The organism is Bacillus sp. YC2, from assembly GCF_019891195.1.
In the GTDB taxonomy this organism is placed as follows: domain Bacteria; phylum Bacillota; class Bacilli; order Bacillales; family Bacillaceae; genus Bacillus.
In genome coordinates, this window is the sequence record NZ_JAHXDO010000008.1 from 124,048 (window position 1) to 150,153 (window position 26,106).

General features: G+C 44.8%; 25 protein-coding genes and 2 riboswitches. Of the genes, 16 read left to right on the forward strand and 9 right to left on the reverse strand.

All coding sequences use genetic code 11. From position 1 onward, the window contains the following. Positions 1 to 2 precede the first annotated feature (2 nt). Together KY305_RS14160 and ku are read right to left on the reverse strand one after the other, a co-directional pair. The gene (locus KY305_RS14160; protein WP_223063078.1) at positions 3 to 1,838 is read right to left on the reverse strand and encodes a DNA ligase D; all 1,836 of its coding nucleotides are present in this window, start codon (positions 1,836 to 1,838) and stop codon (positions 3 to 5) included. Positions 1,839 to 1,840: 2 nt separating this feature from the next. After that, positions 1,841 to 2,725, reverse strand: coding sequence for a non-homologous end joining protein Ku (ku, locus tag KY305_RS14165; protein WP_483862205.1), 885 nt, complete (start codon positions 2,723 to 2,725; stop codon positions 1,841 to 1,843). 333 nt (positions 2,726 to 3,058) lie between these two features. Between ku and KY305_RS14170 the strand changes: the two genes are divergently transcribed. The 4 genes from KY305_RS14170 to KY305_RS14185 all read left to right on the forward strand — a co-directional run bounded on the left by KY305_RS14170 (position 3,059) and on the right by KY305_RS14185 (position 6,930). After that, complete coding sequence (locus tag KY305_RS14170) at positions 3,059 to 3,691, forward strand: DedA family protein (RefSeq protein ID WP_396021529.1); 633 nt, start codon at positions 3,059 to 3,061, stop codon at positions 3,689 to 3,691. 251 nt (positions 3,692 to 3,942) lie between these two features. After that, positions 3,943 to 4,734 carry a TerC family protein gene (locus tag KY305_RS14175; protein WP_483862206.1) on the forward strand — a complete coding sequence of 264 codons (792 nt, stop codon included), beginning with the start codon at positions 3,943 to 3,945 and terminating at the stop codon, positions 4,732 to 4,734. Positions 4,735 to 5,011: 277 nt separating this feature from the next. Beyond that, complete coding sequence (gene sigI, locus KY305_RS14180) at positions 5,012 to 5,767, forward strand: RNA polymerase sigma factor SigI (protein ID WP_223063081.1); 756 nt, start codon at positions 5,012 to 5,014, stop codon at positions 5,765 to 5,767. After that, positions 5,764 to 6,930 carry an anti-sigma-I factor RsgI family protein gene (locus KY305_RS14185; RefSeq protein ID WP_223063082.1) on the forward strand — a complete coding sequence of 389 codons (1,167 nt, stop codon included), beginning with the start codon at positions 5,764 to 5,766 and terminating at the stop codon, positions 6,928 to 6,930. The genes sigI and KY305_RS14185 overlap by 4 nt, the downstream gene beginning before the upstream one ends. 6 nt (positions 6,931 to 6,936) lie before the next feature. On the opposite strand, the gene KY305_RS14190 is transcribed toward KY305_RS14185, so the two are convergent. Further along, a complete protein-coding gene (locus KY305_RS14190) occupies positions 6,937 to 7,131 on the reverse strand; it encodes an alpha/beta-type small acid-soluble spore protein (RefSeq protein WP_214799753.1) in 195 nt (64 codons plus the stop codon). A 132-nt stretch (positions 7,132 to 7,263) separates the two neighbouring features. Continuing rightward, a complete protein-coding gene (locus KY305_RS14195) occupies positions 7,264 to 7,974 on the reverse strand; it encodes a DUF1836 domain-containing protein (RefSeq protein ID WP_223063083.1) in 711 nt (236 codons plus the stop codon). Between the two features lie 143 nt (positions 7,975 to 8,117). On the opposite strand from KY305_RS14195, the gene htpX reads away from it, so the two are divergent. The 4 genes from htpX (at position 8,118) to KY305_RS14215 (ending at position 11,461) form a co-directional block, all read left to right on the forward strand. Then, positions 8,118 to 9,011, forward strand: coding sequence for a protease HtpX (gene htpX / locus KY305_RS14200; RefSeq protein WP_223063084.1), 894 nt, complete (start codon positions 8,118 to 8,120; stop codon positions 9,009 to 9,011). Positions 9,012 to 9,168: 157 nt separating this feature from the next. Beyond that, the gene (locus tag KY305_RS14205; RefSeq protein ID WP_223063085.1) at positions 9,169 to 10,521 is read left to right on the forward strand and encodes a TrkH family potassium uptake protein; all 1,353 of its coding nucleotides are present in this window, start codon (positions 9,169 to 9,171) and stop codon (positions 10,519 to 10,521) included. 95 nt (positions 10,522 to 10,616) lie between these two features. Further along, on the forward strand, positions 10,617 to 11,291 hold the full coding sequence (locus KY305_RS14210; protein WP_223063086.1) for a DUF421 domain-containing protein: 675 nt from the start codon (positions 10,617 to 10,619) through the stop codon (positions 11,289 to 11,291). Positions 11,292 to 11,293: 2 nt separating this feature from the next. Further along, complete coding sequence (locus KY305_RS14215; protein WP_156476290.1) at positions 11,294 to 11,461, forward strand: hypothetical protein; 168 nt, start codon at positions 11,294 to 11,296, stop codon at positions 11,459 to 11,461. Between the two features lie 42 nt (positions 11,462 to 11,503). Here KY305_RS14215 and KY305_RS14220 read toward each other — a convergent pair whose 3' ends face one another. Next, positions 11,504 to 12,526, reverse strand: a complete 1,023-nt coding sequence (locus KY305_RS14220) for an acyltransferase family protein (protein ID WP_223063087.1) — start codon at positions 12,524 to 12,526, stop codon at positions 11,504 to 11,506. 255 nt (positions 12,527 to 12,781) lie between these two features. Between KY305_RS14220 and KY305_RS14225 the strand changes: the two genes are divergently transcribed. Both KY305_RS14225 and KY305_RS14230 read left to right on the forward strand, forming a co-directional pair. Then, positions 12,782 to 15,001: a PAS domain S-box protein gene (locus KY305_RS14225; protein ID WP_223063088.1), complete on the forward strand. Its 2,220-nt coding sequence runs from the start codon at positions 12,782 to 12,784 to the stop codon at positions 14,999 to 15,001. After that, on the forward strand, positions 14,998 to 15,495 hold the full coding sequence (locus tag KY305_RS14230; protein WP_223063089.1) for a methylated-DNA--[protein]-cysteine S-methyltransferase: 498 nt from the start codon (positions 14,998 to 15,000) through the stop codon (positions 15,493 to 15,495). Before KY305_RS14225 ends, KY305_RS14230 begins: the two co-directional genes overlap by 4 nt. Positions 15,496 to 15,742: 247 nt before the next feature. Here the strand turns inward: KY305_RS14230 and mtnA are convergent, their stop codons facing one another. The 3 genes from mtnA to KY305_RS14245 all read right to left on the reverse strand — a co-directional run bounded on the left by mtnA (position 15,743) and on the right by KY305_RS14245 (position 19,136). Then, entirely contained in the window at positions 15,743 to 16,804 is a 1,062-nt protein-coding gene (mtnA, locus tag KY305_RS14235) for an S-methyl-5-thioribose-1-phosphate isomerase (protein ID WP_223063090.1), read from the reverse strand. 6 nt (positions 16,805 to 16,810) lie between these two features. After that, complete coding sequence (gene mtnK / locus KY305_RS14240) at positions 16,811 to 17,995, reverse strand: S-methyl-5-thioribose kinase (RefSeq protein WP_223063091.1); 1,185 nt, start codon at positions 17,993 to 17,995, stop codon at positions 16,811 to 16,813. A 110-nt stretch (positions 17,996 to 18,105) separates the two neighbouring features. Beyond that, positions 18,106 to 18,262: riboswitch (SAM riboswitch) on the reverse strand. A 94-nt stretch (positions 18,263 to 18,356) separates the two neighbouring features. Next, positions 18,357 to 19,136, reverse strand: a complete 780-nt coding sequence (locus tag KY305_RS14245; RefSeq protein WP_223063092.1) for a carbon-nitrogen family hydrolase — start codon at positions 19,134 to 19,136, stop codon at positions 18,357 to 18,359. Positions 19,137 to 19,229: 93 nt separating this feature from the next. On the opposite strand from KY305_RS14245, the gene KY305_RS14250 reads away from it, so the two are divergent. From KY305_RS14250 to spo0E, 6 genes are all read left to right on the forward strand, one after another. Continuing rightward, positions 19,230 to 20,426 (forward strand): pyridoxal phosphate-dependent aminotransferase, encoded by a 1,197-nt coding sequence (locus KY305_RS14250; RefSeq protein ID WP_223063093.1) that lies wholly within the window; start codon positions 19,230 to 19,232, stop codon positions 20,424 to 20,426. A gap of 36 nt (positions 20,427 to 20,462) precedes the next feature. Further along, positions 20,463 to 20,562: riboswitch (SAM riboswitch) on the forward strand. An 89-nt stretch (positions 20,563 to 20,651) separates the two neighbouring features. After that, positions 20,652 to 21,866 (forward strand): 2,3-diketo-5-methylthiopentyl-1-phosphate enolase, encoded by a 1,215-nt coding sequence (gene mtnW / locus KY305_RS14255; protein ID WP_223063094.1) that lies wholly within the window; start codon positions 20,652 to 20,654, stop codon positions 21,864 to 21,866. Beyond that, the gene (mtnX, locus tag KY305_RS14260; protein ID WP_223063095.1) at positions 21,863 to 22,570 is read left to right on the forward strand and encodes a 2-hydroxy-3-keto-5-methylthiopentenyl-1-phosphate phosphatase; all 708 of its coding nucleotides are present in this window, start codon (positions 21,863 to 21,865) and stop codon (positions 22,568 to 22,570) included. Before mtnW ends, mtnX begins: the two co-directional genes overlap by 4 nt. Further along, complete coding sequence (locus KY305_RS14265) at positions 22,528 to 23,157, forward strand: methylthioribulose 1-phosphate dehydratase (protein WP_223063096.1); 630 nt, start codon at positions 22,528 to 22,530, stop codon at positions 23,155 to 23,157. Before mtnX ends, KY305_RS14265 begins: the two co-directional genes overlap by 43 nt. 16 nt (positions 23,158 to 23,173) lie before the next feature. Beyond that, a complete protein-coding gene (locus KY305_RS14270; RefSeq protein WP_214799721.1) occupies positions 23,174 to 23,710 on the forward strand; it encodes a 1,2-dihydroxy-3-keto-5-methylthiopentene dioxygenase in 537 nt (178 codons plus the stop codon). Between the two features lie 309 nt (positions 23,711 to 24,019). Then, positions 24,020 to 24,280: an aspartyl-phosphate phosphatase Spo0E gene (gene spo0E, locus KY305_RS14275; RefSeq protein ID WP_223063097.1), complete on the forward strand. Its 261-nt coding sequence runs from the start codon at positions 24,020 to 24,022 to the stop codon at positions 24,278 to 24,280. A 212-nt stretch (positions 24,281 to 24,492) separates the two neighbouring features. Here the strand turns inward: spo0E and KY305_RS14280 are convergent, their stop codons facing one another. Further along, a complete protein-coding gene (locus tag KY305_RS14280; protein ID WP_223063098.1) occupies positions 24,493 to 26,010 on the reverse strand; it encodes a sporulation kinase KinD in 1,518 nt (505 codons plus the stop codon). Positions 26,011 to 26,106: the final 96 nt, after the last annotated feature.

Genomic DNA, 26,106 nt, shown 5'->3' on the forward strand with positions numbered 1-26,106 from the left:
AATCAGCTCTTTTTCTTTATTTGCTCAAGCATCATTGAAAGAGGCTCGTCCTGCGGCTGGCGGTAAAAGTCATAAAACGGGTCGCCTTGCTTTTTTACACGTTCAATCACTGTGTCAATCGTATAATCATCAGGCGTTAACGATGTGTTTACTTCGTTCCAATACAGAGGGGCGGCGACGGTTCCTAGTTCATTGCCCCGTGTGGAGTAGGGAGAAATAATCGTTTTCCCTTCGGCATGCTGTAAATAATCAAGATACAGCCTTCCATTGCGATTTTTTATAAAACGCTCTGTCGTAAAAAGATCAGGATAGGTCCTGACGCAATAATCAGCAACGAGCATTGTAAACCGGCGGGTATCATCATAAGTGAAAGCCTCCGGAGAAAGCGGGATGTAGAGCTGAATGCCTTTATTTCCGGACAGCTTTGGAAACGGCGTGATGCCGAATGACTCAAACAGCTGCTTCAGCACATGCGCCGCCTGCACGGCCATAAGAAAATCATCTCGTGACGGCGGATCGAGATCAATTACGATTTCTGAGGGTCTTTCGCTGTGTATCGTTTGAAAAGGAACATGAAATTCCAGCGCCAGCTGATTGGCCAGCCATAAAAGCGTTGACATATCGTTGCACACAATATGTTCATGGCTTCCGGCAAAAACGGATGAGATAAAGTCAGGCGTGTAATCCGGTTTGTTTTTCTGAAAAAAGGATTCACCGGGCGCTCCGTGCGGATAACGGATGACTGTGACTGCCCGGTCTTTCAGAAAAGGCAAAAGAAAATCGCTGATTTGAACGATATAGCATATAAAATCTTCTTTTGTCTTTTTGCGTTTTTTAAAAATGACTTTATCCAGGCTGGTGAATTGCAGCTTTGGGTGCAGCGTTTTTGAGTGAAGAACAAGCTGCTTATAGGTGCAAGCCGTCCAATCCATGTCGAACTGAAAGGAAACAAAGGAGACCTCCCGCAGCGTATCCTGCAAAACGGTTAAATATTGGACGGTCATACAAATAGAAGGATCAAGTGTATACTCGCCGGTCTCCAGCTTTTTTCCGTGGGTCTCCATAATCGTCCTAATGGCGTTTTTTTCTTCATCCTGCATGCCATGGGAGACTGACGCAACGGGAATGACCTTACCGTCTTTTAAAACCGATGCGGTCACATAGCCGTTTTTCGGATTAAAACCGGTTAATAAAACATGCGCCGTTTTCATATGCTTATATTTCTGCCAGTCAGGAGACCGTTTGTTTTCGATCCATTTGCTGTTTGTTTTTTTCGCCACAATTCCTTCTCCGTCATGCCGTACAACTGTATTCCAGAGCGGGTCAAAGCCAGCATGCTCGGGAATGTATTGAATGGCTTCTTTTGCCAGGTGATGAGGAGACGCAGGGAGCTGTGCTTCCGCCAGCAGATTAAAAAGCATTTGCTTCCGCTCCGAATATGGAAGAGAAGCCAATTTTGATCCCGCAAGTTCCAGCAGATCAAACGCAAGGAAGCGGCACGGCCGTTCAGCAGCCGTTTTTTCAATCGCTTCCGCACGTTTTAAACGCCCGCGGATTTGAATACGCTCAAAGTCTGCCCGGTACGGATTGATTAAATAGACAAGCTCTCCGTCGAGCGTAAGGGGGAGCTTATCTTTCATCTGCTGAAAACATTGTGCCGCAAAAAGGGTGATTTCCGGAAATTGGCTGGTGAGCGGCTGTCCGTTTCTGCTTGTTAATGTAACCTCTTTTGCGTTCACATGGAGCAGACAGCGAAACCCGTCGTACTTCACTTCGTAGCGCCATTCACTGCCCTCAGGCGGTGAGGAGGTCAAAATCGGCTGCATCGTCAGCACCATGACTATGACGTTCCGGAGGCTTTTTGTCTTGTTGTTTTCCGCTTTTTGCCCCCGCTGCCAGCAGGTACAGCTTCTTTCGGCTGAGCGGGCGCCGCTTTCTCGCGATTGGGCCGCTTTGTTCGATCGATGCTTGCCTGAAGGGCGCTGACGAGATCAATGACGTCCTCACGCGGACCTGCCGCAGCCGGTGTGACACCCGCTTCCTGATGCTCCAGCTTATCATTAATTTTGGCGAGAAGGGCTTTGCGGTATGTGTCTTCGTACTGTTCAGGGTCAAATTCGGTTGTCAGCTCATCGATTAAAGTGATGGCTGTCTGCAATTCCTTTTCATTTACATCCGTTTGATCCGGGACGCCTGGCACATGTCCTGCGCTTCTGACTTCATCCGGGTAATGAATAGATTCCATCACAATGCAATTTTCATACACGCGGAGGATGGCAAGCTGCTGCTTTGAACGGATCGTAATGGTGGCGATGCCGATTTTACCGGTCGTTCTAAGCGCTTCCCGCAAAAGCGTATAAGCTTTCGTGCCGTTGTCTCCGGGACCGACATAATAAGAACGGTTAAAATAAATCGGGTCGATCTCTTTTAATTGAACAAAATCAACGATTTCAACCGCTTTTTCTTCGTGTTCCTGTTTTACTTCTTTTAAGTCTTCATCAGTCAAAATAACGTATTTTCCTTTTACATATTCGTATCCTTTGACGATTTCGTCCGGACTGAGGCTTTTTTCGCAGCCGGTGCAGATTTTTTCATATTTAATCGGCGCGTGATCTTCTTTATGAAGACTGCGGAATTTTACATCTTTATCTTCAGTGGCCGCAAAGAGCTTAACCGGAATATTGACGAGGCCGAAACTGATCGATCCCTTCCACATCGTATGCATGAATAAAAACTCCTTTTTGTTTTTTATTGTGGATAGACAGCCTCGTTCCATGTGTAGCAACTTATGGGTGGTGCGGCGTTTCACTAAGCAGCTGTTCGATTTCCTTTGGCCGCAAAGGCCTGCTGAAGCAGAAGCCTTGCGGAAATCACAGCCTTTTTCACCCGAAAGTTTTTTTTGCATATCCGTTGCCGCCTCTTCACTCAGCGCCGATCTGAAATAACTCTCATTTATAGCGGCATGCCTTTAAAACATTTCAGTAAAAGTAATCGTTTCTTCCGGTGCATCTGTGTTAAAATCATTCTGAAGTTTCGGAATAGAAAACCCATAAGGGGAGTGATACTGATCGAAGATGTTATCCTATCGATAATTGAGGCGTTTAAGAGCTTATCCTACGCCGGAATTTTTTTGGCGCTGAGTATAGAATTCATCCCTGCGGAAATCGTTCTTCCGCTTGCGGGCTATTGGGTATCGAGAGGAGATATGACGTTTGCCGGCGCAGTGTTTGCCGGGTCGCTCGGCGGTCTTTCCGGCCCGCTTGTCTTGTACTGGATCGGCAGATGGGGAGGCCGGCCGTTTTTGCTTAAGTTTGGGAAGTACATATGGATAAAGCCCGAATCTCTTCAAAAATCGGACGAGTTTTTTCAAAAGCACGGCGGTTTTGTGGCTTTCGGCGGCCGTTTTTTACCCGGTGTAAGGACATTGATTTCATTGCCTTGCGGAATTGCAAAGATGAATGTCTGGGTATTTTCTCTTTATACATATATCGCCATGCTGCCGATTACTTTCGTTTACGTTTATTTAGGCATGAAGCTCGGGGAAAATTGGAAAAGCGTCGGCTCAATCCTTGATCAATATATGCTGCCGTTCGGTATTTTCATTGTATTGCTTTTTGTCGTTTATATGCTGATGAAAAGAAGAAACGGGATCAAAGCGGATTCTCGATTTAATGAAAAAGTTAAGCATTGACAAACTTAGAAACAGCCTTTATGATGAGCGTATAAACCAATATTTTCTTGATATCCCAAAGGGGAGTAGCGTCCGGATTTTCCGGAAACAAAGTCGTCAATTCATGGATCTATATCCATCGGCTTTGTTGGCATGCTAATCATTTCATGTCTAGCAAGACCTTTGCCTTATATCGGCAAAGGTCTTTTTTGTATAAAAAAACCGCCGGTATAAGCTCGGATGATAGAAAACGGAGAAGAGGAGGAGTAAAAATGGATATTGCATTGTTGTTGGAGTATGGCTGGGTTCTTCTCGTTTTAATCGGGCTGGAAGGGATTTTAGCGGCGGATAATGCGCTGGTGATGGCGGTGATGGTGAAGCATCTCCCGGAGAAACAAAGAAAGAAAGCATTGTTTTACGGACTGGCAGGGGCTTTTATCTTACGTTTCGGTTCATTATTCGCCATTTCTTTTCTCGTTAATGTATGGCAGGTTCAGGCAATCGGGGCCTTGTATTTGCTTTACATTGCCGTAAGCCACTTGCTGAAGCGCTATGTATACAAAAATGACGGCAAACAGAGAGTTCAGAAAGAAAGCGGGTTTTGGGCGACTGTATTCAAAGTGGAGCTGGCTGACATCGCCTTTGCCGTTGATTCGATATTAGCGGCGGTCGCGCTTGCCGTAACGCTCCCTAAGACATCGCTTCCAGCCATCGGTGGACTTGACGGCGGCCAGTTTATCGTTATTTTAGCGGGCGGAATCATCGGTTTGATTATTATGCGTTTTGCGGCATCCATGTTCGTTTCTTTATTGAAAACACGCCCGAGTTTGGAAACGGCGGCATTTGTTATTGTGGGCTGGGTAGGTGTAAAACTCGCTTTATACACCCTTGCTCATGAGGAAATCGGTATGGTTTCCGCTCACTTTATTCATTCGGCGGCATGGAAGGTCGTTTTTTGGACGGTTCTTGCGGCGATCGCGGCCGGCGGATGGTTTATGTCCGGATCAAAAAAAATGCAAGAGGAGAGGCATAAAGAAGAATCCGCTGGGAGAGAGCACGCGTAAAAGGGTTCAAAAAGGGAGTTCTGCTTTTTCAAAGCGGAACTCCCTTTTATAGTTGAAACGCTTACAAACAAGACATATGATAACAATTTTATAACAGCATTGTTACAAAAAACGTACAGAAAACCCCCTTAATTCTAAATAAGGGCACGAAATCATGTATAGTACGTCTTATTAGTTTGTCATAATTGAGACAAAAGAAATCGATTTCTCTTTTTCTTCCTTTGCGAATCCCTACTAAATTAGCTATGATTATGAGTAGTTATAGGGAGGAACTGAGGTGAAACCAGTGCTTAGCCTTTTGTTTAAATTGGGAAAAAAGAAGCAAACGCTTGAAACATCTGTTGAAAAAATACAAAAAGGCGACAAAGATCTGCAGAACGATTTAATACAGCAATATAAGCCTTTTATCGCGAAGACGGTTTCATCCGTTTGTAAACGATATATAGATGAAAAAGACGACGAATTCAGCATCGGACTGATCGCGTTTAACGAAGCCATTGAAAAATATTCGCCTGAAAAAGGAAATTCGCTGCTTGCATTTGCAGAGCTGATTATAAAAAGAAAAGTAATAGATTATATAAGAAAAGAAGCAAGAGCCGCTCAGCATATCAATATGGATGTGCAAGAAGGCGATGACCAGGAGTCTTCCCAAAGCCTAATCGAGGCAGAGCTTTCCATCGATGAATACCGCAAACAAATTGAACAGGAACAGCGGCGGGAAGAAATCCTTTTTTTTCAAAAGCAGCTGAGAGAATACGGATTGTCTTTTAAAGAATTGCTTGAGCAATCGCCAAAGCATACAGATGCGAGGCAGAATGCGATTAAGGTTGCCTATACGCTTGTGGAAAATGAAGAATTGGCAGCCATTCTTCGCCAGAAAAAACAGCTTCCGGTCAAACAGCTGGAGCAGCTTGTGTCGGTCAGCAGAAAAACGATCGAGCGGAACAGAAAGTATATCATTGCCATGAGCATTATTATTACCGGTGATTATATTTATTTAAAAGATTATCTTAAAGGGGTGTTGCACTCATGAGAAGAGGGATCATTGTAGAGAAAAATAAAAAATTCGTCACGTTGCTAACCCCTGACGGACAATTTTTAAAAACAAAAAATGATCACCATACTTGTGAAATCGGAGAGGAAATTACGTTTTCAGGCGAAACGCGTATGAGCAGAAGGGCCAGCTTTTTTGATTTTCTGAAACTGCGCCCTCTCAAATTGGGAGTTTTTACAATGACAGCTATGATCTTATTTATTTTAATTATGCTCCCGATTTTTTCTGATAACAAAGCATACGCCTACATGACGCTTGACATTAATCCGAGTATTGAAATGGCGTTAAACAGCAAATATGAGGTTATTGAGCTGACGCCGCTTAATGATGATGCCAAACGGGTTATCGATGATATCGGCGATTGGAAAAGCAATGATTTTAAGGAAGTCATCAGTGATATAATTACCGATTGCAGCAAGCATGGATATGTAAAGGAATCAAAAGAGATCTTAATTTCCACGGTTTATGAAAATTCAGATGATCATACATATAAAACAGGCGTTAAAAAACAGCTGGCTGACGTAACGAAAAAATATCAAGACACCTACCGTCTGGAATCTCTTGAATCAGATATGGAAACAAGAGAAAAAGCAAAACAGGAAGGAATGTCAACAGGCAGCTACATAAGAAGAAATGAAAAGAAAACAGAAGAAGACCAGCCCGAAAAGAAAACGGACAGCAATGAAACCGAACATCAGAACACCGAGACAGACAGTGATCAAACAGAGCACCCGGCAGCGGAAAAACCGGCAGCAGACGATCAAAAAAATACTGATGGAGAATTGAAAACAGAGCAGCCGGACAGCAATGAAACGACTGACCCAAATAATCAAAGTCCAAAAAGCCAGGACGACAATCAGGGAAAAGACACGAATGTAAATTCCGGATCAGAGGAAAATACACAGAAGGAACAAGATGGGGAAACAGAGCAAACCCCAACACAAGATCCTCAAGAAAACGGAAATGACAAAGGGCATCAACAAAGGTATTATAATCATCGCTGGAATCAGGACCGCAATGACCGCCGCGAATCCTATCACCGGCATGAAGATGCGTCAGACCGCCGGAATCCGAACGGGTACCGGCACGGCAGGGAGAATGCTGATAAACATCAAAATTCGCCGAGAAATCCCGGCGAATAAACTGTATTATTGATTTTTCCCGTTTAATTGTGATTGGGCCTGCTGCACAAGCCGTTTTGTCATTTCCCCGCCCACAGAGCCGTTTGCGCGTGCTGCTGTATCAGAACTAAGGTTCACGCCGAATTCTTGAGCCACTTCGTATTTAAATTGGTCGAGTGCCTGCTCAGCCCCTGGAACAACGAGTTTATTTCTGCTCGCCATCTTTTTCATCTCCTTTTCTCTGGCAAGATTATTTACGCGTCTTAGTTTCAGGCAGAATCGTCCTCATTATGCTGGCAATTGTTGTACGCCGTTAAAAAACCCCGGTAAAAGGACCGGGGCTGAAAGCATCTTTTATAACAAATGGCGTGTCATTTTGTAGGCGGTAGTCTGGATGTGGAATGTCAAAACGGAGAGCACCGTAACCGCGATAATGGCTTTAATTTTCTCCCATTGTCCGCTTCCCAGCTCTTTAAAGCAGCCGCGCAGCTTGTCCGTCTGCTGTTCAACGAGCTCTTGAAGGCTTGTCTCTTTCATCGGAGGGCTGTCTTTGTGATGAATATAATCGATCACCTGGGCGCAGCTTTCATAGTAGCTGATCGGGCTGATGATGTCATCGGACCGGTCTGTAATGGTATTGAACGCAATCTTTAATATGACGCGTATATGTTCAAAGTCATAAATTGATTTTAAATCACGTACAATGAGAAGAATAACAGCTTGTTCGATTGAATATTTTTTTCCTAATTCGGGATGGCCGATTAAGTCTTTAATATCGCGTTTTACCCAATTTTGGACAGCCGTTGATTTTAAAGACGTCAGCTCGCACAAGTTGCCGAGCTCAACAATCTCGTTTGTTGAAAGCCCGTATTCTCTCCTTTCTTTTTTTCGTTCAAATCTTGTGAGAAAATCAGGAATGTAAAGGTGGTTCTCTGCTTCATCTAACGTCATATTTGCTGATTTTGCTGATTTTATTAAGATTTGGAGAGGGCTCGTGTCCCCTTGGCCTTGTAACGCATAAAGAAGCCGGACCATGTCAGTTCGGGTCAGTTTAAAAGTATTCATTGTTCACCTCTGATTACGTGTTTACTTTGTTCAATCGCTGAGAAATACACTATCATCATACGTCGTAATTGTTGCATTTTCAAACAGATCATATATAATTTAATTAAATAAGTTCTTTTGATCTTAAAATGACGGAGGTTATTATGGCAAAAAGAATATTTCTGTTTATTTTAACGAATATTTTGGTCATCACGACAATTGGGATTGTGCTTACGATCATTACAAGCGTCACCGGTGTTGGCTCGTATATACAAAATGGCCGGGTAGATCTCGTGGCATTACTCGTCTTCAGCCTTGTTGTCGGTTTTGTCGGTTCCTTTATTTCACTTGCCATGTCCAGATGGATGGCAAAAACAATGATGGGTGTCAGGGTGTTAAACCCGAAAAAACAATCACTCAGCTATGAGGAGCAGCAATTAGTCGACCGCGTCCACAGACTGTCTCGTTCCGCAGGTTTAACGAAAATGCCTGAGGTCGGTATATACAATTCTCCTGAAGTCAATGCCTTTGCGACCGGGCCATCTAAACGGCGCTCGCTCGTTGCGGTTTCTTCGGGGCTTCTGCAGCAAATGGATGATGCTGCGGTAGAAGGGGTTCTTGCCCATGAGGTCGCCCACATAACAAACGGGGATATGGTTACGATGACGCTGTTGCAGGGGATCGTCAATACGTTTGTTGTATTCCTTTCCCGTATCGCGGCATGGATTGCAAGCCGATTTGTAAAAGAAGATCTTGCGCCGATCGTCCACTTTATCGCGATGATTGTGTTTCAGATTATCTTTTCCATACTCGGCAGTCTTGTCGTCTTCGCGTACTCACGCCACAGAGAATTTCATGCTGACCGCGGAGGAGCGGATCTTGCAGGTAAGGATAAAATGATTCACGCCCTGCGCACACTGAAATCTTATACAGCCGGTGTGAACGAAGAGGATCAGACAGCGGTGCAAACGTTAAAAATCAACGGGAAAAAGCATTCGTCCCTGTTCTCTACTCACCCTGACCTGGACGAAAGAATCCGCAGGCTGGAAGCGAAATAATGTCAAAAACCTCTGAACCTGGTTCAGAGGTTTTTTGTTTAAAGATATGTGTAATTACATAAGGTAAAGAAAATTCTTTGTCAAAAAACCTTTAAAAATTCTCCTAATATCTTTAGAATAATTACGTACTACAATGAGAGGCTGAAGGAATAATCATATGAAATTAAAGCTAGGGAAATTAATACAGGTTTTGTCGCCCGCACAGCTGATTGCGTTATATTATTTTCTTGCTGTAACGGTCGCATTTATTTTGTTAAGTTTGCCGGCTGCCCATAAAGAGGGAGCCAGCTGGTCGTTTATAGACGCGCTGTTTACGGCCGTCAGTTCAGTCAGCGTGACCGGATTAACGGTAGTAAACACGGCTGATACGTTCAGCACGACAGGAATTGTCATTTTAGCCTTCGTGCTGCAATTCGGCGGAATCGGCATTATGACACTCGGAACATTCGTCTGGCTGATTATGGGGAAACGGATTGGTTTAAGGGAACGAAAACTGATAATGGTCGACCAAAACCAATCGCAGTTTTCCGGGATCGTGAATCTGATGAAGCAAGTGCTGGTTCTGATTTTATGGATCGAGTTTTTTGGCGGCCTGATTTTAGGAACGTATTTTTTAACGTATTACCATTCATTTGAACAAGCTTATTTACACGGCTTCTTTGCGAGCATCAGCGCCACGACGAACGGCGGATTTGATATTACCGGAAATTCGCTCGTTCCGTTCAGACATGACTATTTTGTGCAGTTTATTACGATGCTTCTGATTATTTTCGGCGCTATCGGTTTTCCGGTGCTTGTGGAAGTGAAGGACTTTTTATTTTCTAAGCAGCGCAGATATTCATTTACACTGTTTACGAAAATTACGACGATTATGTTTGGGCTGCTCGTATTGTTCGGGGCTGTCGGGATATATGCTCTTGAGGCAAGCCATCTCTTGAAGGGGAAAAGCTGGCACGATATTTTATTTTTATGTCTCTTTCAATCAACCGCCACGAGAAGCGGGGGTCTTGCGACGATTGACATCAGCCAGCTGTCGGCGCCGACCTTATTTTTTATATGCGCCCTGATGTTTATCGGCGCTTCGCCAAGCTCAGTCGGCGGCGGAATCCGTACGACGACCTTTGCGCTTAATCTCCTTGCTTTATTTCATTTTGCCCGCGGGAATAAAGCGGTGAAGGTATTTAAACGCGAACTTCATCAGGCGGATGTCATAAAATCGCTTGTCGTCACGATGATGGCTATTTTGCTTGTTTTCGGATCGACGCTCATTTTAGCCGTGACCGAAAAGCATCAGTCACTGCTTGAACTGCTGTTTGAGGTATGCTCGGCTTTCGGAACAACCGGGCTGTCATTGGGGATTACGCCGCATTTAAGCGACGTCGGCAAATGTGTCATTATGATTGTCATGTTTATCGGCCGAATCGGCATATTGACTTTCCTTTATTTAATCGGGCGCAAAGAAATCGAAGCGAATTATCATTATCCGAAGGAAAGAGTCATTATCGGCTGACACCGCGTCTTCAAGCGCGGTGTTTTTTTATTGCCAAAAAAAAGATGTGTGGAAATGAATTCTTGGGAGACGCTAATTATAAAGAGGTGACATACTTGTTAGCCGTATTATGGAAATCAGTGATTATGATAGCGGTCGGTACCTTTTTATTAAGAATTGCCGGACGGAAATCGATTAGCCAGCTGTCGGTTACCCAGACAGTCATCATGATTTCCATCGGCTCCATTATCATTCAGCCGTTTATTGAGCATAGTTTATGGGAAACTATTTTTGCGGCAGCGATTTTCATTTTGGTCTTGATTCTAATGGAATTCCTCGAAATCAAATCAAAATTTTTCGAGTATTTATTTTCCGGGAAAACCATAGCTGTTGTTGAAAACGGGCAAGTCATATCGAAAAATTTAAAAAAAATGCGCTTAACCGAATCACAGCTGTCGATGAGGATCAGGCAGGAGGGCCTCGGGGATATTAAGGATTTTAAAATTGTGCTGCTGGAGCCGAACGGACAAATCGGCTACGAGCTGATGGATGAGGCAAAAACAGTCACAGTGCGCGATCTTAAATCAATTTTGCAGGAATTCAAAACTGAATTGCTTACAGAAGGAGGAAATGAGATGAAACGCAAAGCAGCGAAGAATGAAGCATTAACAAATAACAATACACCGACAGAAAGTATGGATAAAGATGCATACAAAACACAATATGACGGTGATCCGGGGCTCAGGGGCGCAAACCGCAAGTCAAAACACGGCAAACAAGGGGGCGAATAAGCGTGACAAAAAACCGCCACAGCAAGGATATGCAAAATCATAAAAAACCGATGGATCCTAAATTGCTTGAAGAAGAATTCTCAAGCGAACTCGGTGATTATAACGCCGGAAAACTGATTGAAACGCTTGAACAGACAAAACCAAAGAAAAAAGAAGACAGCAAAAAATAAAAAATACCTCTTAGGCGTCACGCGCTTAAGAGGTATTTTTCGTTATTTGGAATAAGCATTTTTCCTTGTTCCTTTTACAGCTTCAAGCCAGGCGGTCATTCGCAATTCAATAAACGGCTGGGCGGCTGTTTTCACAGCATTGCTGGATAAAATGGATGTAAGGACTGCTGTTAAAATAAGAAGCATCACTACATTTTGATAATCAGACAGATGATCCTCCAGCCCGATCTGCCGCAAGGTTTTAATAATAAATCCGTGCAGCAGGTAGACGTAAAATGTTCTCGTGCCCCACTTTGTAAAGAAATAGCGTTTTTGCGGAACGAGTGCCAAAAAGCTGAAGGTAGCGGCAAAGGCCAAAGCATACCAGCCGATACGTGACAGCCCGCTTAACAGCGTCACGTCTCCGAATGTGGAATAGGGTTCTGAGCCAAACAGCCACGAGTAATCAAAGTCAATGCACCAGCATAAAAGAAAAACCGTGCAAAGAACGCCGGCGGCAATTTGTTTGCCCCTTTTGCTCTTCAGTAAATCAAAGTGATCTTTATTTAAATAAAAGCCGGCGAGAAACATCGGGAGAAAGACAAACGTTCGTGAAAGGCTCAGCGTGCTGCTGATAAAATCGAGATAACCGATCATAACGGCAAGCCCGCAGCTCGCAGCAAGCGCCCACATTTTCGGCAGTTTCGTAAATGGGTACAGCAGCAGATTCCAAAAGAATAAGCTGATTAAAAACCAGAGAGACCACTGCGGATCAATCGGATTAACGCTTGTTATGCTTTCATCCTGAATAAAGTAATAAAAAACCGAATAGATGCTCTGGAAAATCAAATACGGAATAATCAGCTTCACAGCCAGTTTTTTCACATAACCTTTACGCTTGAAGTTTTTCGCGAAATAGCCGGACACAAGGATAAAGGCAGGCATATGAAAAGTATAAATGAATTTGTAGAGATGGAGCATAAACTCATTTCCGTTAATAAATGACCGGAGGATATGGCCGAACACCACAAGGAAAATCAAAATAAACTTGGCATTGTCAAAGTAACTGTCACGCGATTTCGTCATAGCATCACCTTCTCTTCAAAAATCATTCACTGCATGATTATTTCCTGCTCGTGTCCATTTTAAAATAAAAAATGAAAAATGAAGGCGAAAAAAAAGGATTGTTAGGATGATGTAACGGGGAGGTAAGGATCGTAGAAAAAGACTTTAACTTGTCATATCATTGAAATTTTCTGAAATGTATAGGGCAAATGAAGGAAGACGGAGGATTTTGTAGAAATATTGAAGGATAGGTTTTTTGAAGAAGGAGTGTACTGAATGGCTGAAACTCTGGATTTGGAAACAAAGGAATCTTTGCAAGAGCAGCTGAAGCGGCTGAAGGAGGAAAATGACCGTCTGAAAAATGATTTGAGCCGGTATCATATCATAATGAACAACACGCTTGATGCCATTTTCATCTGCCATAAGGAAATGAAAATCGTCCAGGCGAACGAGGCTGCGGCACGGATGATGCAGATTGAGGCAGACGGCCTCATCAACCGCTCCGTCCTCGATTTTTTATATTCTGTCCCTCAGGAAGAATTGAACGCGGCCGTCAAGAAATTTTTAGATAAGGGCTTCTTATGGAAAGAGGTGCCGATTAAGCTGGACAGCGGCGCGACTAAATACATTGAATTCCTTGCCAGGGACGGAATTGGGGAGGATTATTTTTTTGTGGTGATGAGGGACATCTCCTCTAAAAAAATATTGGAGCGGGAATTCTCAATGAACGAACAGCTGTTCAAAGATTTGTTTGACAGGGCTGTTGACGGAATTGTGCTGTTTGACAAGGATGGGGGATTTATTGATGCAAATCTCTCTTTTTGCAAAAGCTTCGAGATAGACCAAAACGAGCTGTTTCATTTGTCACTCCAGCATTTTACGGACGGCGAAAACAACGTGCACCTGAAGGACATTTGGGATACCCTCCGCAGGAAAGGAAAAGCCAAGGGAGAGCTGCCCGTCAAGCTCCGGTCAGGTAAGGAGAAGCTGTTTGAGTTTACGATCACTTCCAACTTAATCAGCGGGTTTTATATGTCCATTATGAGAGACATAACGGAAAAACGGTCGATGGAAATAAAACTCTTTAAAAGCGAAGAGCGCTTCCGCGAAATTTTTGAAAACGCCATGGATGCCATCGTGATTTGGTCTGACGACGGAAAAATCGCCAAGGCGAACCAAGCGGCATGCCGAATTTTTGAGCTGCCGATGGACGAGCTTCTGAAGCGGTACTTATGTACGTTTATCGCCGATCCGCAGAAAAAATACAAACATATCAAAAAGAAATACGAAAAATACGGAGAAATCCGGGAAGAAATGCTGTTTCAGATGGGGAACGGACAATATAAAGAGCTTGAATTCACGTCAAAACGGACGATACTCGAAGGCCAGCATTTGACGATTTTAAGAAATGTCAGCGACCGTAAGCGAATGGAAAAAGAACTGAGGGAAAGCGAGCTGAAATTCAGAAAAGTATTTAACGGCTCCATGGACGGCAACGTATTATTTGACAACCAGTTCCGCATTATCGACGCGAATCCGCTGGCCAGCCGCATTCTCGGCATACCGCATGAAGAGCTGAAAACACACGCCGTGCCTGACATTCTTTCTTCTTTTGATATTGAAAACGCGGGCGTTCCCGCAAGAGAGATTGATTTAGAAGGAATGGATAATGAAATCCCCTTTTTATTAAGCAGCAGCGATCACCGCAAACTGGAATTTTCCTTCAAGCGGAATATCATTCAAAATATGAATCTTGCCATCTTTAAAGATGTCACGGAGCGCAAAGAGCTGGAGGAGCGGCTTCGGAAATCCGACACCCTGCACGTCGTAGGGGAGCTGGCAGCAGGCATCGCTCACGAAATCAGAAATCCCATGACGGCGCTGAAAGGATTCATTCAGCTTCTCAAAGGAAGCATTGAAGGTGAGTATTCCCTGTATTTTAACGTCATTACCTCAGAATTAAAACGCATCGAGTCTATTATCACCGAATTTTTAATTTTAGCAAAACCGCAGGCCATATTGTATGAAGAAAAAGATGTGACGCAGATTATGAAAGACACGGCTGATCTTCTGAACGCCCAGGCCAACCTTGTCAATGTGCAGATCCATTTAAATCTGACCGGAAACATTCCTCCGATTTACTGTGAGCCCAATCAATTAAAACAAGTGTTTATTAATATTTTAAAAAACGCAATCGAAGTCATGCCCGACGGCGGTAATATCTACGTGACCATTCAGCCTTCGGATAAAGATCACATTCAGATTTCATTACAAGATGAAGGTACTGGCATCCCAGAGGACAAACTGAAACGTTTGGGAGAACCGTTCTACACGACGAAAGACAGAGGAACGGGCCTCGGGCTGATGGTCAGCTACAAAATCATCGAAGAACACCAAGGCCGTATTCATGTTGAAAGTGAAGAAGGAAAAGGAACCGTGTTTCATTTGACGCTCCCGATCCGGCAGAACAAAGAGGAAAGAAGGAATATCGAATGACCTGCTTTACAAGTGCGGACACACCGCTTGGAACTATCATGATCACAGAGGAAGAAGGCTTTATCACCGGCCTTTTTCTGAGCGGGGACGATTTTGCGGAATGGGAACAATCATCCCCTCAGACTGAAATGCGTGAAACCGCCCTGTTAACGGAGGCAAAAAAACAGCTGAAAGACTATTTTTCCGGAAAAAGAAAGCATTTCTCTCTGCCGCTGAGACAAAAAGGCACACCTTTTCAAGAAAAAGTGTGGGACACACTTGCCATGATTCCTTACGGGGAATCACGAAGCTATGCCGATATTGCCGAAGCAATCGGCAATCCAAAAGCGGTGCGCGCCATCGGACAAGCCAACAAACGCAATATGCTTCCGATTTTTATTCCGTGCCACAGGGTAATCGGCAAAAATAGTGCCTTAACGGGATACGCGGGCAGCAAGACTGATGTAAAAGCCGTTTTATTAAACCTCGAACAAATATCCTACAAAGAAAAATAAAGCATATGGCACGTTCCGTTTTTTTACGTCTGACATATTATTTTATTAAGTAAAAAGAGTTGGTCTGACGAAAAAGGAGGACGAAGTCTGATGAAGCTGAGCCGTCCGGAAAAAATAGCCGGTTATGCAGAGCTGTTTCTGAAATTGCATCTGATATCAGCCGTCCAAAGAGATGAAATGGTCAAATTGTGTAAACAAAAAAACCGCTGACATTGCCTGAAGAGGAGGCAGTATCATCAGCGGTTTTTCAGATGATCTGGCAATCTGCGAATAATTGCTCGATTTCTTCCTTATATGAACCGGTCACAATCCCTTTCTCTGTAATAATACCCGAAATCAGATGATTGGGGGTGATGTCAAAGGCGGGATTGAATACGGGTACGTTTTCAGGAGCGGTGCGCACGCCGGATATCTGCCTTACTTCTTCAGGATCTCGTTCTTCAATAGGAATTTGATCACCGCTCTCAATCTGCATATCAAATGTGGAAAGCGGGGCGGCGACAAAAAACGGAATTTGAAACGCATTGGCTAAAATCGCGAGACCGTACGTCCCGATTTTGTTGGCCGTATCACCGTTCTTAGCGATTCTGTCAGCGCCTACAATAACAGCTGAAATGTGTTTTTCTTTCATCGTATGGGCGGCCATGCTGTCTGTAATGAGGGTCACATCAATTCCTCCCTGCATCAGCTCCCATGCCGTCAGCCGTGATCCCTGTAATACCGGCCGTGTTTCACATGCGTAAATATGGAGGCCGAGATCCTTTTGCTTCGCCAAATAAAAAGGCGCAAGCGCTGTGCCATAGCGGCTTGTGGCAATCGAACCTGCATTGCAGATGGTCATGATCTGATCGCCTTTTTTAAAAAGGTGCAGGGCATTCTGGCCGATCATCCGGCATGTTTCTTCATCCTCAACTTGGATTTGAATGGCTTCATGGACAAGAGTGGTTTTCGCTTCATTGATTGAAATGGCACGGCTGATGGAACTCTCAAGCCTGTCAAGCGCCCACGCCAAGTTGACAGCCGTCGGTCTTGAGCTGTTTAAATATTCTTTGATGGATGCAAGCTGCCGGCGGAAGTCAGAAACATCCGCAGCTTCTATCGATTTAGCGCAAAGAGCGAGTCCGAACGCCGCGGTTATGCCGATGGCCGGAGCGCCTCTTACTTTTAGTGTGACAATCGCATCAAATACATCCTCTTTCGTCGTCAGCTCCACATATTCAGTGATCTCCGGGAGCTTTTGTTGGTTTAAAATGTTAATGTGTGTTTCCTTCCATTCAACAGAACGCGGGATGGCAAATTCATTCGTCATGATATATCATTCCTTTACGCGGAGCTTAAATTGTTCCAAAACTTCAGTGATGCTTTTCAGTTCTTTTCGGTTTTCAATATAAAAGGCGCCGATTTCAAGTGCCAATTTCTTTCTTTCAATACGTTTGTCAAACGGCACAATCTCATCTAAGTCGGCCGCGTGGGCAAGCCCGATTGTGCGGCGGATCAGCTCGCATCCGGCAAAACCGACGGCTTCCTCAAATGCGGTTTGAAGCGTTTCGTGAAGCCGGTGTCTGCAGGAGGTGAGACTGTCTTTTTCCCACGCCTCACTAAACGTTTTCACAAATGTCTCCCATACGGCCGCTGTATGGTCATATAAAGGCTGTCTGTCTTCACCGTCCCGGCTGAGGGCATTTAACAGCAGGTTTGCGATAAACTGGCCGATGTCAAAACCGATCGGCCCGAAAAAGGCAAACTCGGGATCAATGATCTTTGTTTCATGTTCACCGGCAAATATGCTTCCCGTATGCAGGTCCCCGTGAACCAATGTTTCGGCTGATGTTAAAAATATGGATTTCAGCTCGGCTGCTTCCATTTTTAATCGGGAATTGTTCCAAATCTTTTCTGCGTAAGGGCGAAGCTCCTCTTCAAAATCATTTGTCTCATGGTCAAGAAACGGCTCTGTAAAGACAAGCCTTTCTGTAATATTGCAGAGATCCGGATTCGTAAACTGCTTTACGAGCTGCTGTTTCACTTTTGCATCAAGCGCATAATCGGATGAGTAAAAAAGCGTTTTTCCGAGAAATTCACCGATATGGGCTGATAAATTTGGGTAGTTTTTACCCTCAATCAATCCTCTTCTTGAAATTTGCAGGCGGGAGAGATCTTCCATAACGGTCACAGCCATCTCTGTATCTGAATAATACACAGACGGAACGAGGTGAGGCACATGTTCTCCTTGGCGGATCAGCGCGCTGCTTTCGATTCTTGCGCGGTCGATGGTAAGCGGCCAGCTTTCACCGACGACTTTTGCATAAGGAATTGCTTGTTTGATAATCAGTCCTCTATTGTTTTCTTTGTCATAAACATGAAAGACGTAATTTAAATTGCCGTCGCCGATTTCACGGCACGTTAATGTGCTTTTGCTTTGGAATAAGCCGAGCTTAACGGCTAACGCGGCAGCTGAGCTTTCGGTTAATTGTTCATAAACACTTGTTTTCGTTGCTGGCATGGATTTCCCCTCCAATTATGTAGTGGTGTAAAAAGATGTTGTCCGGAGAATAGGCCCGTAAAAAAAGCCCCCTTCTCTGAAGAGAAGGAGGCTGAAACAGTAACGTCCGCCTCTTATCTCTCAGATAAAAATCTGATGGAATTAGCACCGTGCCTTAAGAGACAAATCGTCTCGGCGCAAAAATCACGCGCCCCATTTCACAATGGAATTACGGTCGGTTGCTGTTGGGGTCAAAAGGCCAATCCCTCGCCCAACTCTCGATAAGAGAAAAATATATTGAGTTGTATAATAATTCGAATTAATCAGTTGATGAAAATACTAACAGGAGCCTGATCTTTTTGTCAACGTTTTTTTCGGAAAATTAATATAAATCACTCCGCAAATCATTAAAGACGGGAATGGTGCTGCGTACAGCCGCGCTTTCTGATACATCGATTTCCGCCCGAACGGCGCCTTCTGTCTGTCCCCCTTCGGCTAAAACCCGTCCCCACGGGTCGATAATCAGGCTGTGGCCGGCAAATTCATTATCGGGATTAGAACCCGTGCAATTACAAGCCGCGACAAAACATTGGTTTTCAATCGCTCTTGCGACAAGCAGGCTTTTCCAATGATCGAGGCGGGGAAGAGGCCATTCCGCAGAAATAAACAGCACATTCGCCCCTTTCGCCGTATGTTTTCTGACCCACTCGGGAAAGCGGATATCATAACAAATCAGCCCGGCGCACTTTACGCCGTCAAGCTCAAAGCAACCATCACTGCTGCCGGCTGATAAATACAGGTGTTCATCCATCAGCTGAAACAAATGCGCTTTTTGATATTGTTTTTTGATCTGTCCGTTGTTATCGGCGATGTACATCGTGTTATAGACGTTATCTCCTTCTTTAACCGCAACCGATCCGGCGACGAGGTGCACGTTATATGTTTTCGCCGTTTGCCGGAGCCATTGCTTTGAGGCTTCACCGTTTTCATCAGCCAATTTATCAAGGCGTGTAAGGTCATAGCCTGTCGTCCACAATTCAGGAAGCACTAAAACATCGGCATGGCGGCTTTCTCGTTCGATGAAAGATTCTGCTTTTTTCATATTTTCTGAAGGATTTCCATATGAAATATCAAATTGCAAACAAGAAACGATCCATTTCATTTTTTACAACTCCCCAAGTTTTTCTTTACTTTTTTTATTTAACCATATATGATGATGGACTATCATTTCAAGAAATTTTTAGAAGGTGAAAATATGAACTTTGAATTCTCTGATGTACTGAAACATTTGCCTGAACAATTTTTTGCATCTTTGGTGCAAAAGGTGAACCGAAAGCTGAAAGAAGGCGAAGACGTAATTAACTTGGGGCAGGGCAACCCTGATCAGCCTACTCCTCAGCATATCGTAGAAGAAATGAAACGCGCTGTTGAAAGGCCGGAAAATCATAAATACTCATCATTCCGCGGCTCTTACAGCTTTAAAAAGGCAGCAGCGGCTTTTTACGAAAGAGAGTACGGCGTCACTGTCGATCCGGAAACTGAGGTAGCCGTATTGTTCGGCGGCAAGGCAGGGCTTGTTGAGCTTCCGCAATGCCTGTTAAACCCGGGTGATACGATTCTGGTGCCGGACCCCGGTTATCCTGATTACTGGTCAGGCGTTGCCCTGGCGAAAGCAAAAATGGAAATGATGCCGCTGACGAAAGAAAGGGATTTCCTCCCGGATTACAACGCGATTCCTGCGGAAGTGCGAAAAAAAGCGAAGCTCCTGTATCTCAATTATCCGAATAATCCGACCGGGGCTGTGGCGACACCGGAGTTTTTTGAGGAAACGGTCAGCTTCGCAAAGGAAAACGGCATTTGCGCCGTTCATGATTTCGCTTACGGGGCCGTCGGCTTTGACGGGCACAAACCGCTGAGTTTCCTGCAGACAGACGGAGCAAAAGAAACCGGAATTGAAATTTACACGCTGTCAAAAACCTACAATATGGCGGGCTGGCGGGTTGGATTTGCCATTGGGAACAGATCAGTCATCGAAGCGATCAACCTGTACCAAGACCACATGTTTGTCAGTTTGTTCCCTGCGGTCCAGCAGGCTGCGGCAGCGGCTCTTTTAGCGGATCAGACGTGTGTCGCCGAGCAAAATGACAGGTATGAATCAAGGCGCAATGCGTGGATCACGGCCTGCCGCGATATCGGCTGGGAAGTGACGGCCCCGGCCGGCTCCTTTTTCGCGTGGCTGCCTGTGCCCGCCGGCTATACGTCACAGGAATTTTCAGACTTGCTTCTGGAAAAGGCCAATGTCGCGGTCGCAGCGGGAAACGGCTTTGGAAAATGGGGCGAGGGCTACATCAGAGTCGGTCTGTTGACAAGTGAAGAAAGACTTAAAGAGGCGGCGGACCGGATCGGAAAACTAAATCTTTTCGCCCGAAAAAGCATTGACATTACAAGATAACAATGGGATAATTCAAAATAATTTATAAAATCATTATTCTTATCAAGAGCAGGCAGAGGGACGAGCCCGATGAAGCCCGGCAACCGACTGATAAAGCACGGTGCTAATTCTTGCAGCAGGAGCTGAGAGATAAGATTCGGACATAACACGAAACCTTGAAACCTCTTTCTGCTCAAACAGGAGAGGTTTTTTATTGTTTTGCGAAAGAAAGAGAGGAGTTCACGCATGAGCGAAGTATTGGCAACATACCTTTTGACGGACCCGGGAGACAGTGAGAAACGGGCTGAACAAATTGCGACAGGGCTGACGGTAGGCTCCTGGACGGATTTGCCCCAGCTGAAGCAGGATCAGCTCAGACGGCATAAGGGCCGGGTGGTAAAGGTTGAGAAGAAAGAAGCAACCGCTGAAAACGAAAAACAGGCGGTCATTACCATTGCCTATCCTGAGGTTAATTTTTCAAACGATATTCCGGCAGTGCTGACAACAGTGTTCGGGAAGCTGTCGCTTGACGGAAAAATGAAACTGATTGATCTTGAATTTTCCGAGGCGTTTAAACGCTCCCTGCCCGGGCCGAAATTCGGCATATACGGCATCCGCAAAATGATCGGCGAGTTTGAAAGACCGCTTTTAATGAGCATTTTTAAAGGCGTAATCGGACGGGATCTCACTGACATTAAAGATCAGCTCAGACAGCAGGCGCTGGGCGGCGTCGATATCATTAAAGATGACGAAATTTTCTTTGAAAATGATTTGGCCCCGTTTGAAACCCGTATTACAGAAGGGAAGCGTGTCCTGAAGGAAACCTGTGAAGAGACCGGGCATAAAACGCTGTATGCGGTAAACCTTACGGGACGGACGGCTGACCTGCGGGACAAAGCAAGACGCGCTGCCGAGCTTGGAGCCGACGCCCTTTTACTGAATGTGTTTGCCTATGGCTTAGACGTTATGCAAAGCCTTGCGGAAGATGCGGACATCCCGCTTCCGATCATGGCGCACCCGGCGGTCAGCGGCGCGTTCACATCATCTCCCGTCTACGGTTTATCGCATGCACTTTTGCTTGGTAAGCTGAACCGGTGCTGCGGAGCCGATTTCAGTTTATTTCCGTCACCTTACGGGTCGGTGGCTCTTCCGAAAAAGACAGCGCTCGCCATTCACGACGAATGTGTGAAGGAAGATGTCTTCAAGCCTTCATTTGCAGTACCGTCAGCAGGCATTCATCCGGGCATGGCGCCTTTATTGATGCGTGATTTCGGAATTGATCATATCATTAACGCCGGCGGCGGGATTCACGGGCATCCGAGAGGCGCCGAGGGCGGAGGAAAAGCGTTCCGCGCTATTATCGATGCGGTGCTTCAAGCGCAGCCGATAGAAGAAAAAGCCGCAGCGTGCAAAGACCTTCAGCTCGCATTAGACAAATGGGGGAGGGCGGAAGCCGTATGACCCAAACACCGCTGATTATTTGTGATTTCGACGGAACGGTTACAATGAACGACAACATTATCAGCATCATGAAAGAATTTGCACCGCCTGAATGGCTCGCTTTAAAGGATGGCGTCCTGTCTAAAAGCATATCCATCCAAGAGGGCGTCGGCCGGATGTTCGGGCTTCTGCCGAGCAGCTTAAAAGAAGAGCTGACAGATTTTGTTCTGCAGGATGCGAACATACGGGACGGTTTTGTGGAGTTTGTGTCGTTCGTCCGGTCAAACGGCCTTCCGTTTTACGTCGTAAGCGGCGGGATGGACTTTTTTGTGCACCCGCTTTTGGATGGAATCGTGGAAAAGGAGCGTATTTTCTGCAATCACGCGTCTTTTGAAAATGCCCATATTCATATTGAATGGCCTCATGCCTGTGACGAGGGCTGTACAAACCAATGCGGCTGCTGCAAACCGTCAGTCATCCGAAAGCTTTCAGAAGACCAAAAGGAGTTTCTCATCATGATCGGTGATTCCGTTACGGATGTCGAGGCTGCCAAGTTATCTGATATGTGTTTTGCAAGAGATTACTTGCTGGATGAATGCAAGGAGCTCGGGCTGCGTCATCTTCCTTTTCATGATTTTTACGAAGTGAAAAGCGGCATTGAAAATATGGGGGAGGTGCAGGCATGGCTGCAAAACAAGAGCGCTGGCGCGAACTTGCCGAAGTAAAGCGTGAGCTGGCTGAAAGAGACTGGTTCCCGGCGACAAGCGGCAATCTTTCCATTAAAGTCTCTGATGAGCCGTTAACCTTTCTCGTCACGGCAAGCGGCAAGGATAAACGGAAAGAAACAGACGAAGATTTTCTCTTAGTCGATCAGGACGGGAAACCCGCTGAAACCGGCCATTCCTTAAAGCCGTCTGCGGAAACGCTTCTGCATACCTATTTGTATCAGAAGACAAATGCGGGCTGCTGTCTGCATATTCATACGATAAATAATAATGTGATATCAGAGCTGTACGGCGATGAAAAACAAATTACCTTTCAGGGACAGGAAATCATTAAAGCGCTCGGCTTATGGGAGGAAAACGCGGCGGTGGCCATTCCGATTATTGACAATCCCGCGCATATTCCGTCATTGGCTGAAAGCTTCGCAGCACACGCGGCGAGCGACTCCGGCGCCGTGCTGATCCGCAACCACGGCATTACGGCATGGGGGAAAAATGCGTTTGAGGCAAAAAGGGTGCTGGAAGCCTATGAATTTTTATTCAGCTATCATATCAAGCTCCTGTCACTCCGGCCGCAGCTTGTCAAATAAAGAGGAGGAATCAAAAATGGCAACGATCAGAATTCATGATGAAAAAAATACATTAATAGAAAACCAAGAGGAAGTAGCACGCTTTTTAGACGACCAGGAGGTTATTTATGAGCAGTGGAACATTGATAAACTTCCGCCTGAGCTTTCAGAAAAATATGATTTGACAGAAGACGAAAAAGAGCAGATTCTTGCTGCTTTTGACAAGGAGATTCAGGACATTTCCGCACGGCGCGGTTATAAATCCCAAGACGTCATATCTTTATCAGATACGACTCCGAACCTTGATGAATTATTGAAAAACTTTCAAAGAGAACACCATCATACCGATGATGAAGTCCGCTTTATCGTCAGCGGCCACGGCATCTTCGTCATTCAAGGCAAAGACGGCACTTTTTTTGATGTCCGTTTGAATCCGGGAGATTTAATTTCGGTACCGGAAAACATCCGCCACTACTTTACGCTTCAAGAAGACCGTAAAGTCGTCGCAGTCAGGATTTTCGTTACGTCAGAAGGATGGGTTCCGATTTACGAAAATGAAAGAGTGCAAAACTAACGAAAACACAAGCCTCTCATGCAGAAAAACGCATGGGGGGTTTTTCTTGTTGACAGTATTTTAATATAAAGTCATCATCCTCCGTTTTGTGCTAAACTTCTATTTTCCGCCGCCGGAACATGCGAAATGCCGTTTACATGATCATGCAACTGGGTATTATTCTCTTAATCCTGCTAAAGATTCCAATATGAAATGAAAAATCAAGTTATTTAGTAAAAAAATGTTTACAAATAAAGTATAATCTGTAATAATGCTCAATAACCCAATCAAACTTGTTTCCTATTCTTTTAGCGGTGAGGGGTGAAGTGAATGGGTAGTTATTCTGAACAAGAAAAATTGCTGGTATCTATTGATGAAAAAAGAAAAATGATGATAGATGCCGCTAACAGGCAGGGGTTTACAGGATATGATACGATCAGACACAGTCAGGAGCTGGACTGTCTGATGAACGCGTATCAGCAGATGATAAACCGGGAACACATACATCATCAAGGAATACAGGGCCTTGTGAAGAAAATAGGCTTGTTCTCCCGCGGTGATGTAATGCCGGCGTATGAGGCAAACAAATGAATGATGATAAAACAGATAACGAAGAGCAAAAGCGCTTCCTGAACAAGCGCGGCATCCTGAAGATGAACGCGTTTTTATTAGCGGGAAGACCCCGTTGATTCCGCTCACGAAGCGCCTCGTATTTATCTGCAGGCCATGATGCCGACCTCCGCATGCATCCTCTTACACATATGCTCCTTTAGATAAAAAAACACCCGATTCAGGGTGTTTTTTTAACGTGAAGCGGCAGGAAGGGTAATGGTGACCACAGTGCCTTCTTCCAGCTCGCTTTGAATATCAATTGAACCTCCGTACATCAAAACGATACGTTTACACACGACAAGGCCGAGGCCGGTGCCTTTTTCCTTGGACGTTACAAATGGCAGAAAAATGTGCTGCAGCATATCTTCAGAAATGCCCATTCCGTTGTCGACGACCTTAATCACGGCTTTATGATCGCGGGCATCTAAATAGATTGCCAGTTTGCCGCCTTCCTGCATTGATTCCAGCGCGTTTTTTGCCACATTCAAGATCACCTGTTTAATATGGTCTTTCGTACAGTTGACCATCAGCGGCCGTTCGACCTGAATCTTCACGTCGACTTCCACATTATAGAGATTTCCTTCAGAATAAATGATCGGCATAATTTCATCGAGAATATCCTGAAGCGAGTTAACCTCCCACTTTTCCGCGGTCGGCTTGCCGAGCACCAAAAATTCACTCACAATCTGATTAATTCGTTTTATCTCCTGCTCAATTATAGAGAAATACAGCTGATCTTCCTCAGTTTTATACTTTTTTTGCAAAAGCTGAATGAAGCCGCTGATTCCGGTAAGCGGATTGCGGATTTCATGAGCGGTGCTTGCGGCAAGCGTTCCGATCAGCTCGAGCTTTTGCGCCTCATTTTGAGCGCGCTCCAGCTGGGTCTGGCGCTTCAGCAAATAATATTGAACGAGAATGAACAAAATATTAAGCAGCACGGCAATGCTGGACATGGGGAGCAGCACGCTTTTGGTCAACTCGTTCAACTCAACCGGTTTCGGATACACATTGATATTCCAGTTGATATCATCCAAATAACCGCTGACCGGTTTTTCGTCTTCTGATTGGTCAGCATGTCCGCTGGCGAATATCACTTTTTTCTGGTTCACTACCTTCACATAAACATCAGGGCTCAGCATATTAATCATATTTCTCAAATAATCGACTTGGATGGCTGCGACTAAATAGTCCGTGACCTTCCGGTTTGCGTCTAAAACCGGGACACAGATCGTAAAAATGCGCTGGCCTGTAATTCTGCTGGAGTAGTCGTTTGTGATGACCGTTTTTTTCGTCTCTTTTGCTTTTGTAAAATACGGCCTGTCCGCCAGATTCACTTTTGATTTCAGATCGGTTGTGCTCGCTATGACATCGCCTTTTGAGTTCAGCATGTAAAGCCCGTTGAATCTCGGTTCATCTTCAAAAGCCTGATCGAGGATTTCATTTATTTTTTCTTCACTGACCGGCTTATCGACAGCGATCGCAAGTGTTGTCATCCGGGCTTTTGTTTCCCCAATTAAATAATTGAGCTTATTGCGGTGAAGATTCAGCATCATACTGGCTTCCTGTATATGTTTATCGGCTATTTTCTGCTTTTCTTTTTCATAAATGAAAAAGCTGATAATAAGTGCCGGGATAATCACCAATATCAGATAAAGCTTGATCTTTCCCAGAGCACCTTTAAAAGTATTCAATCTGCATCGCTCCAACATAACACTTGAATAGAGGTATTATATCATTGATTATACTGCTTTAATAAGAAAAAATAACCAAAATGATAGAAAAACAAGTTATTTTATGAAGCCTTG

Bases quoted from the DNA above. Each gene is read 5' to 3' on its own strand.
- KY305_RS14160 (WP_223063078.1), bottom strand. From the start codon at position 1,838: ATGGTGCTGACGATGCAGCCGATTTTGACCTCCTCACCGCCTGAGGGC.
- ku (WP_483862205.1), bottom strand. From the start codon at position 2,725: ATGCATACGATGTGGAAGGGATCGATCAGTTTCGGCCTCGTCAATATT.
- KY305_RS14175 (WP_483862206.1), top strand. From the start codon at position 3,943: ATGGATATTGCATTGTTGTTGGAGTATGGCTGGGTTCTTCTCGTTTTA.
- KY305_RS14185 (WP_223063082.1), top strand. From the start codon at position 5,764: ATGAGAAGAGGGATCATTGTAGAGAAAAATAAAAAATTCGTCACGTTG.
- KY305_RS14190 (WP_214799753.1), bottom strand. From the start codon at position 7,131: ATGGCGAGCAGAAATAAACTCGTTGTTCCAGGGGCTGAGCAGGCACTC.
- KY305_RS14195 (WP_223063083.1), bottom strand. From the start codon at position 7,974: ATGAATACTTTTAAACTGACCCGAACTGACATGGTCCGGCTTCTTTAT.
- htpX (WP_223063084.1), top strand. From the start codon at position 8,118: ATGGCAAAAAGAATATTTCTGTTTATTTTAACGAATATTTTGGTCATC.
- KY305_RS14205 (WP_223063085.1), top strand. From the start codon at position 9,169: ATGAAATTAAAGCTAGGGAAATTAATACAGGTTTTGTCGCCCGCACAG.
- KY305_RS14220 (WP_223063087.1), bottom strand. From the start codon at position 12,526: ATGACGAAATCGCGTGACAGTTACTTTGACAATGCCAAGTTTATTTTG.
- KY305_RS14225 (WP_223063088.1), top strand. From the start codon at position 12,782: ATGGCTGAAACTCTGGATTTGGAAACAAAGGAATCTTTGCAAGAGCAG.
- KY305_RS14230 (WP_223063089.1), top strand. From the start codon at position 14,998: ATGACCTGCTTTACAAGTGCGGACACACCGCTTGGAACTATCATGATC.
- mtnA (WP_223063090.1), bottom strand. From the start codon at position 16,804: ATGACGAATGAATTTGCCATCCCGCGTTCTGTTGAATGGAAGGAAACA.
- mtnK (WP_223063091.1), bottom strand. From the start codon at position 17,995: ATGCCAGCAACGAAAACAAGTGTTTATGAACAATTAACCGAAAGCTCA.
- KY305_RS14245 (WP_223063092.1), bottom strand. From the start codon at position 19,136: ATGAAATGGATCGTTTCTTGTTTGCAATTTGATATTTCATATGGAAAT.
- KY305_RS14250 (WP_223063093.1), top strand. From the start codon at position 19,230: ATGAACTTTGAATTCTCTGATGTACTGAAACATTTGCCTGAACAATTT.
- mtnW (WP_223063094.1), top strand. From the start codon at position 20,652: ATGAGCGAAGTATTGGCAACATACCTTTTGACGGACCCGGGAGACAGT.
- mtnX (WP_223063095.1), top strand. From the start codon at position 21,863: ATGACCCAAACACCGCTGATTATTTGTGATTTCGACGGAACGGTTACA.
- KY305_RS14265 (WP_223063096.1), top strand. From the start codon at position 22,528: ATGGCTGCAAAACAAGAGCGCTGGCGCGAACTTGCCGAAGTAAAGCGT.
- KY305_RS14270 (WP_214799721.1), top strand. From the start codon at position 23,174: ATGGCAACGATCAGAATTCATGATGAAAAAAATACATTAATAGAAAAC.
- spo0E (WP_223063097.1), top strand. From the start codon at position 24,020: ATGGGTAGTTATTCTGAACAAGAAAAATTGCTGGTATCTATTGATGAA.
- KY305_RS14280 (WP_223063098.1), bottom strand. From the start codon at position 26,010: ATGTTGGAGCGATGCAGATTGAATACTTTTAAAGGTGCTCTGGGAAAG.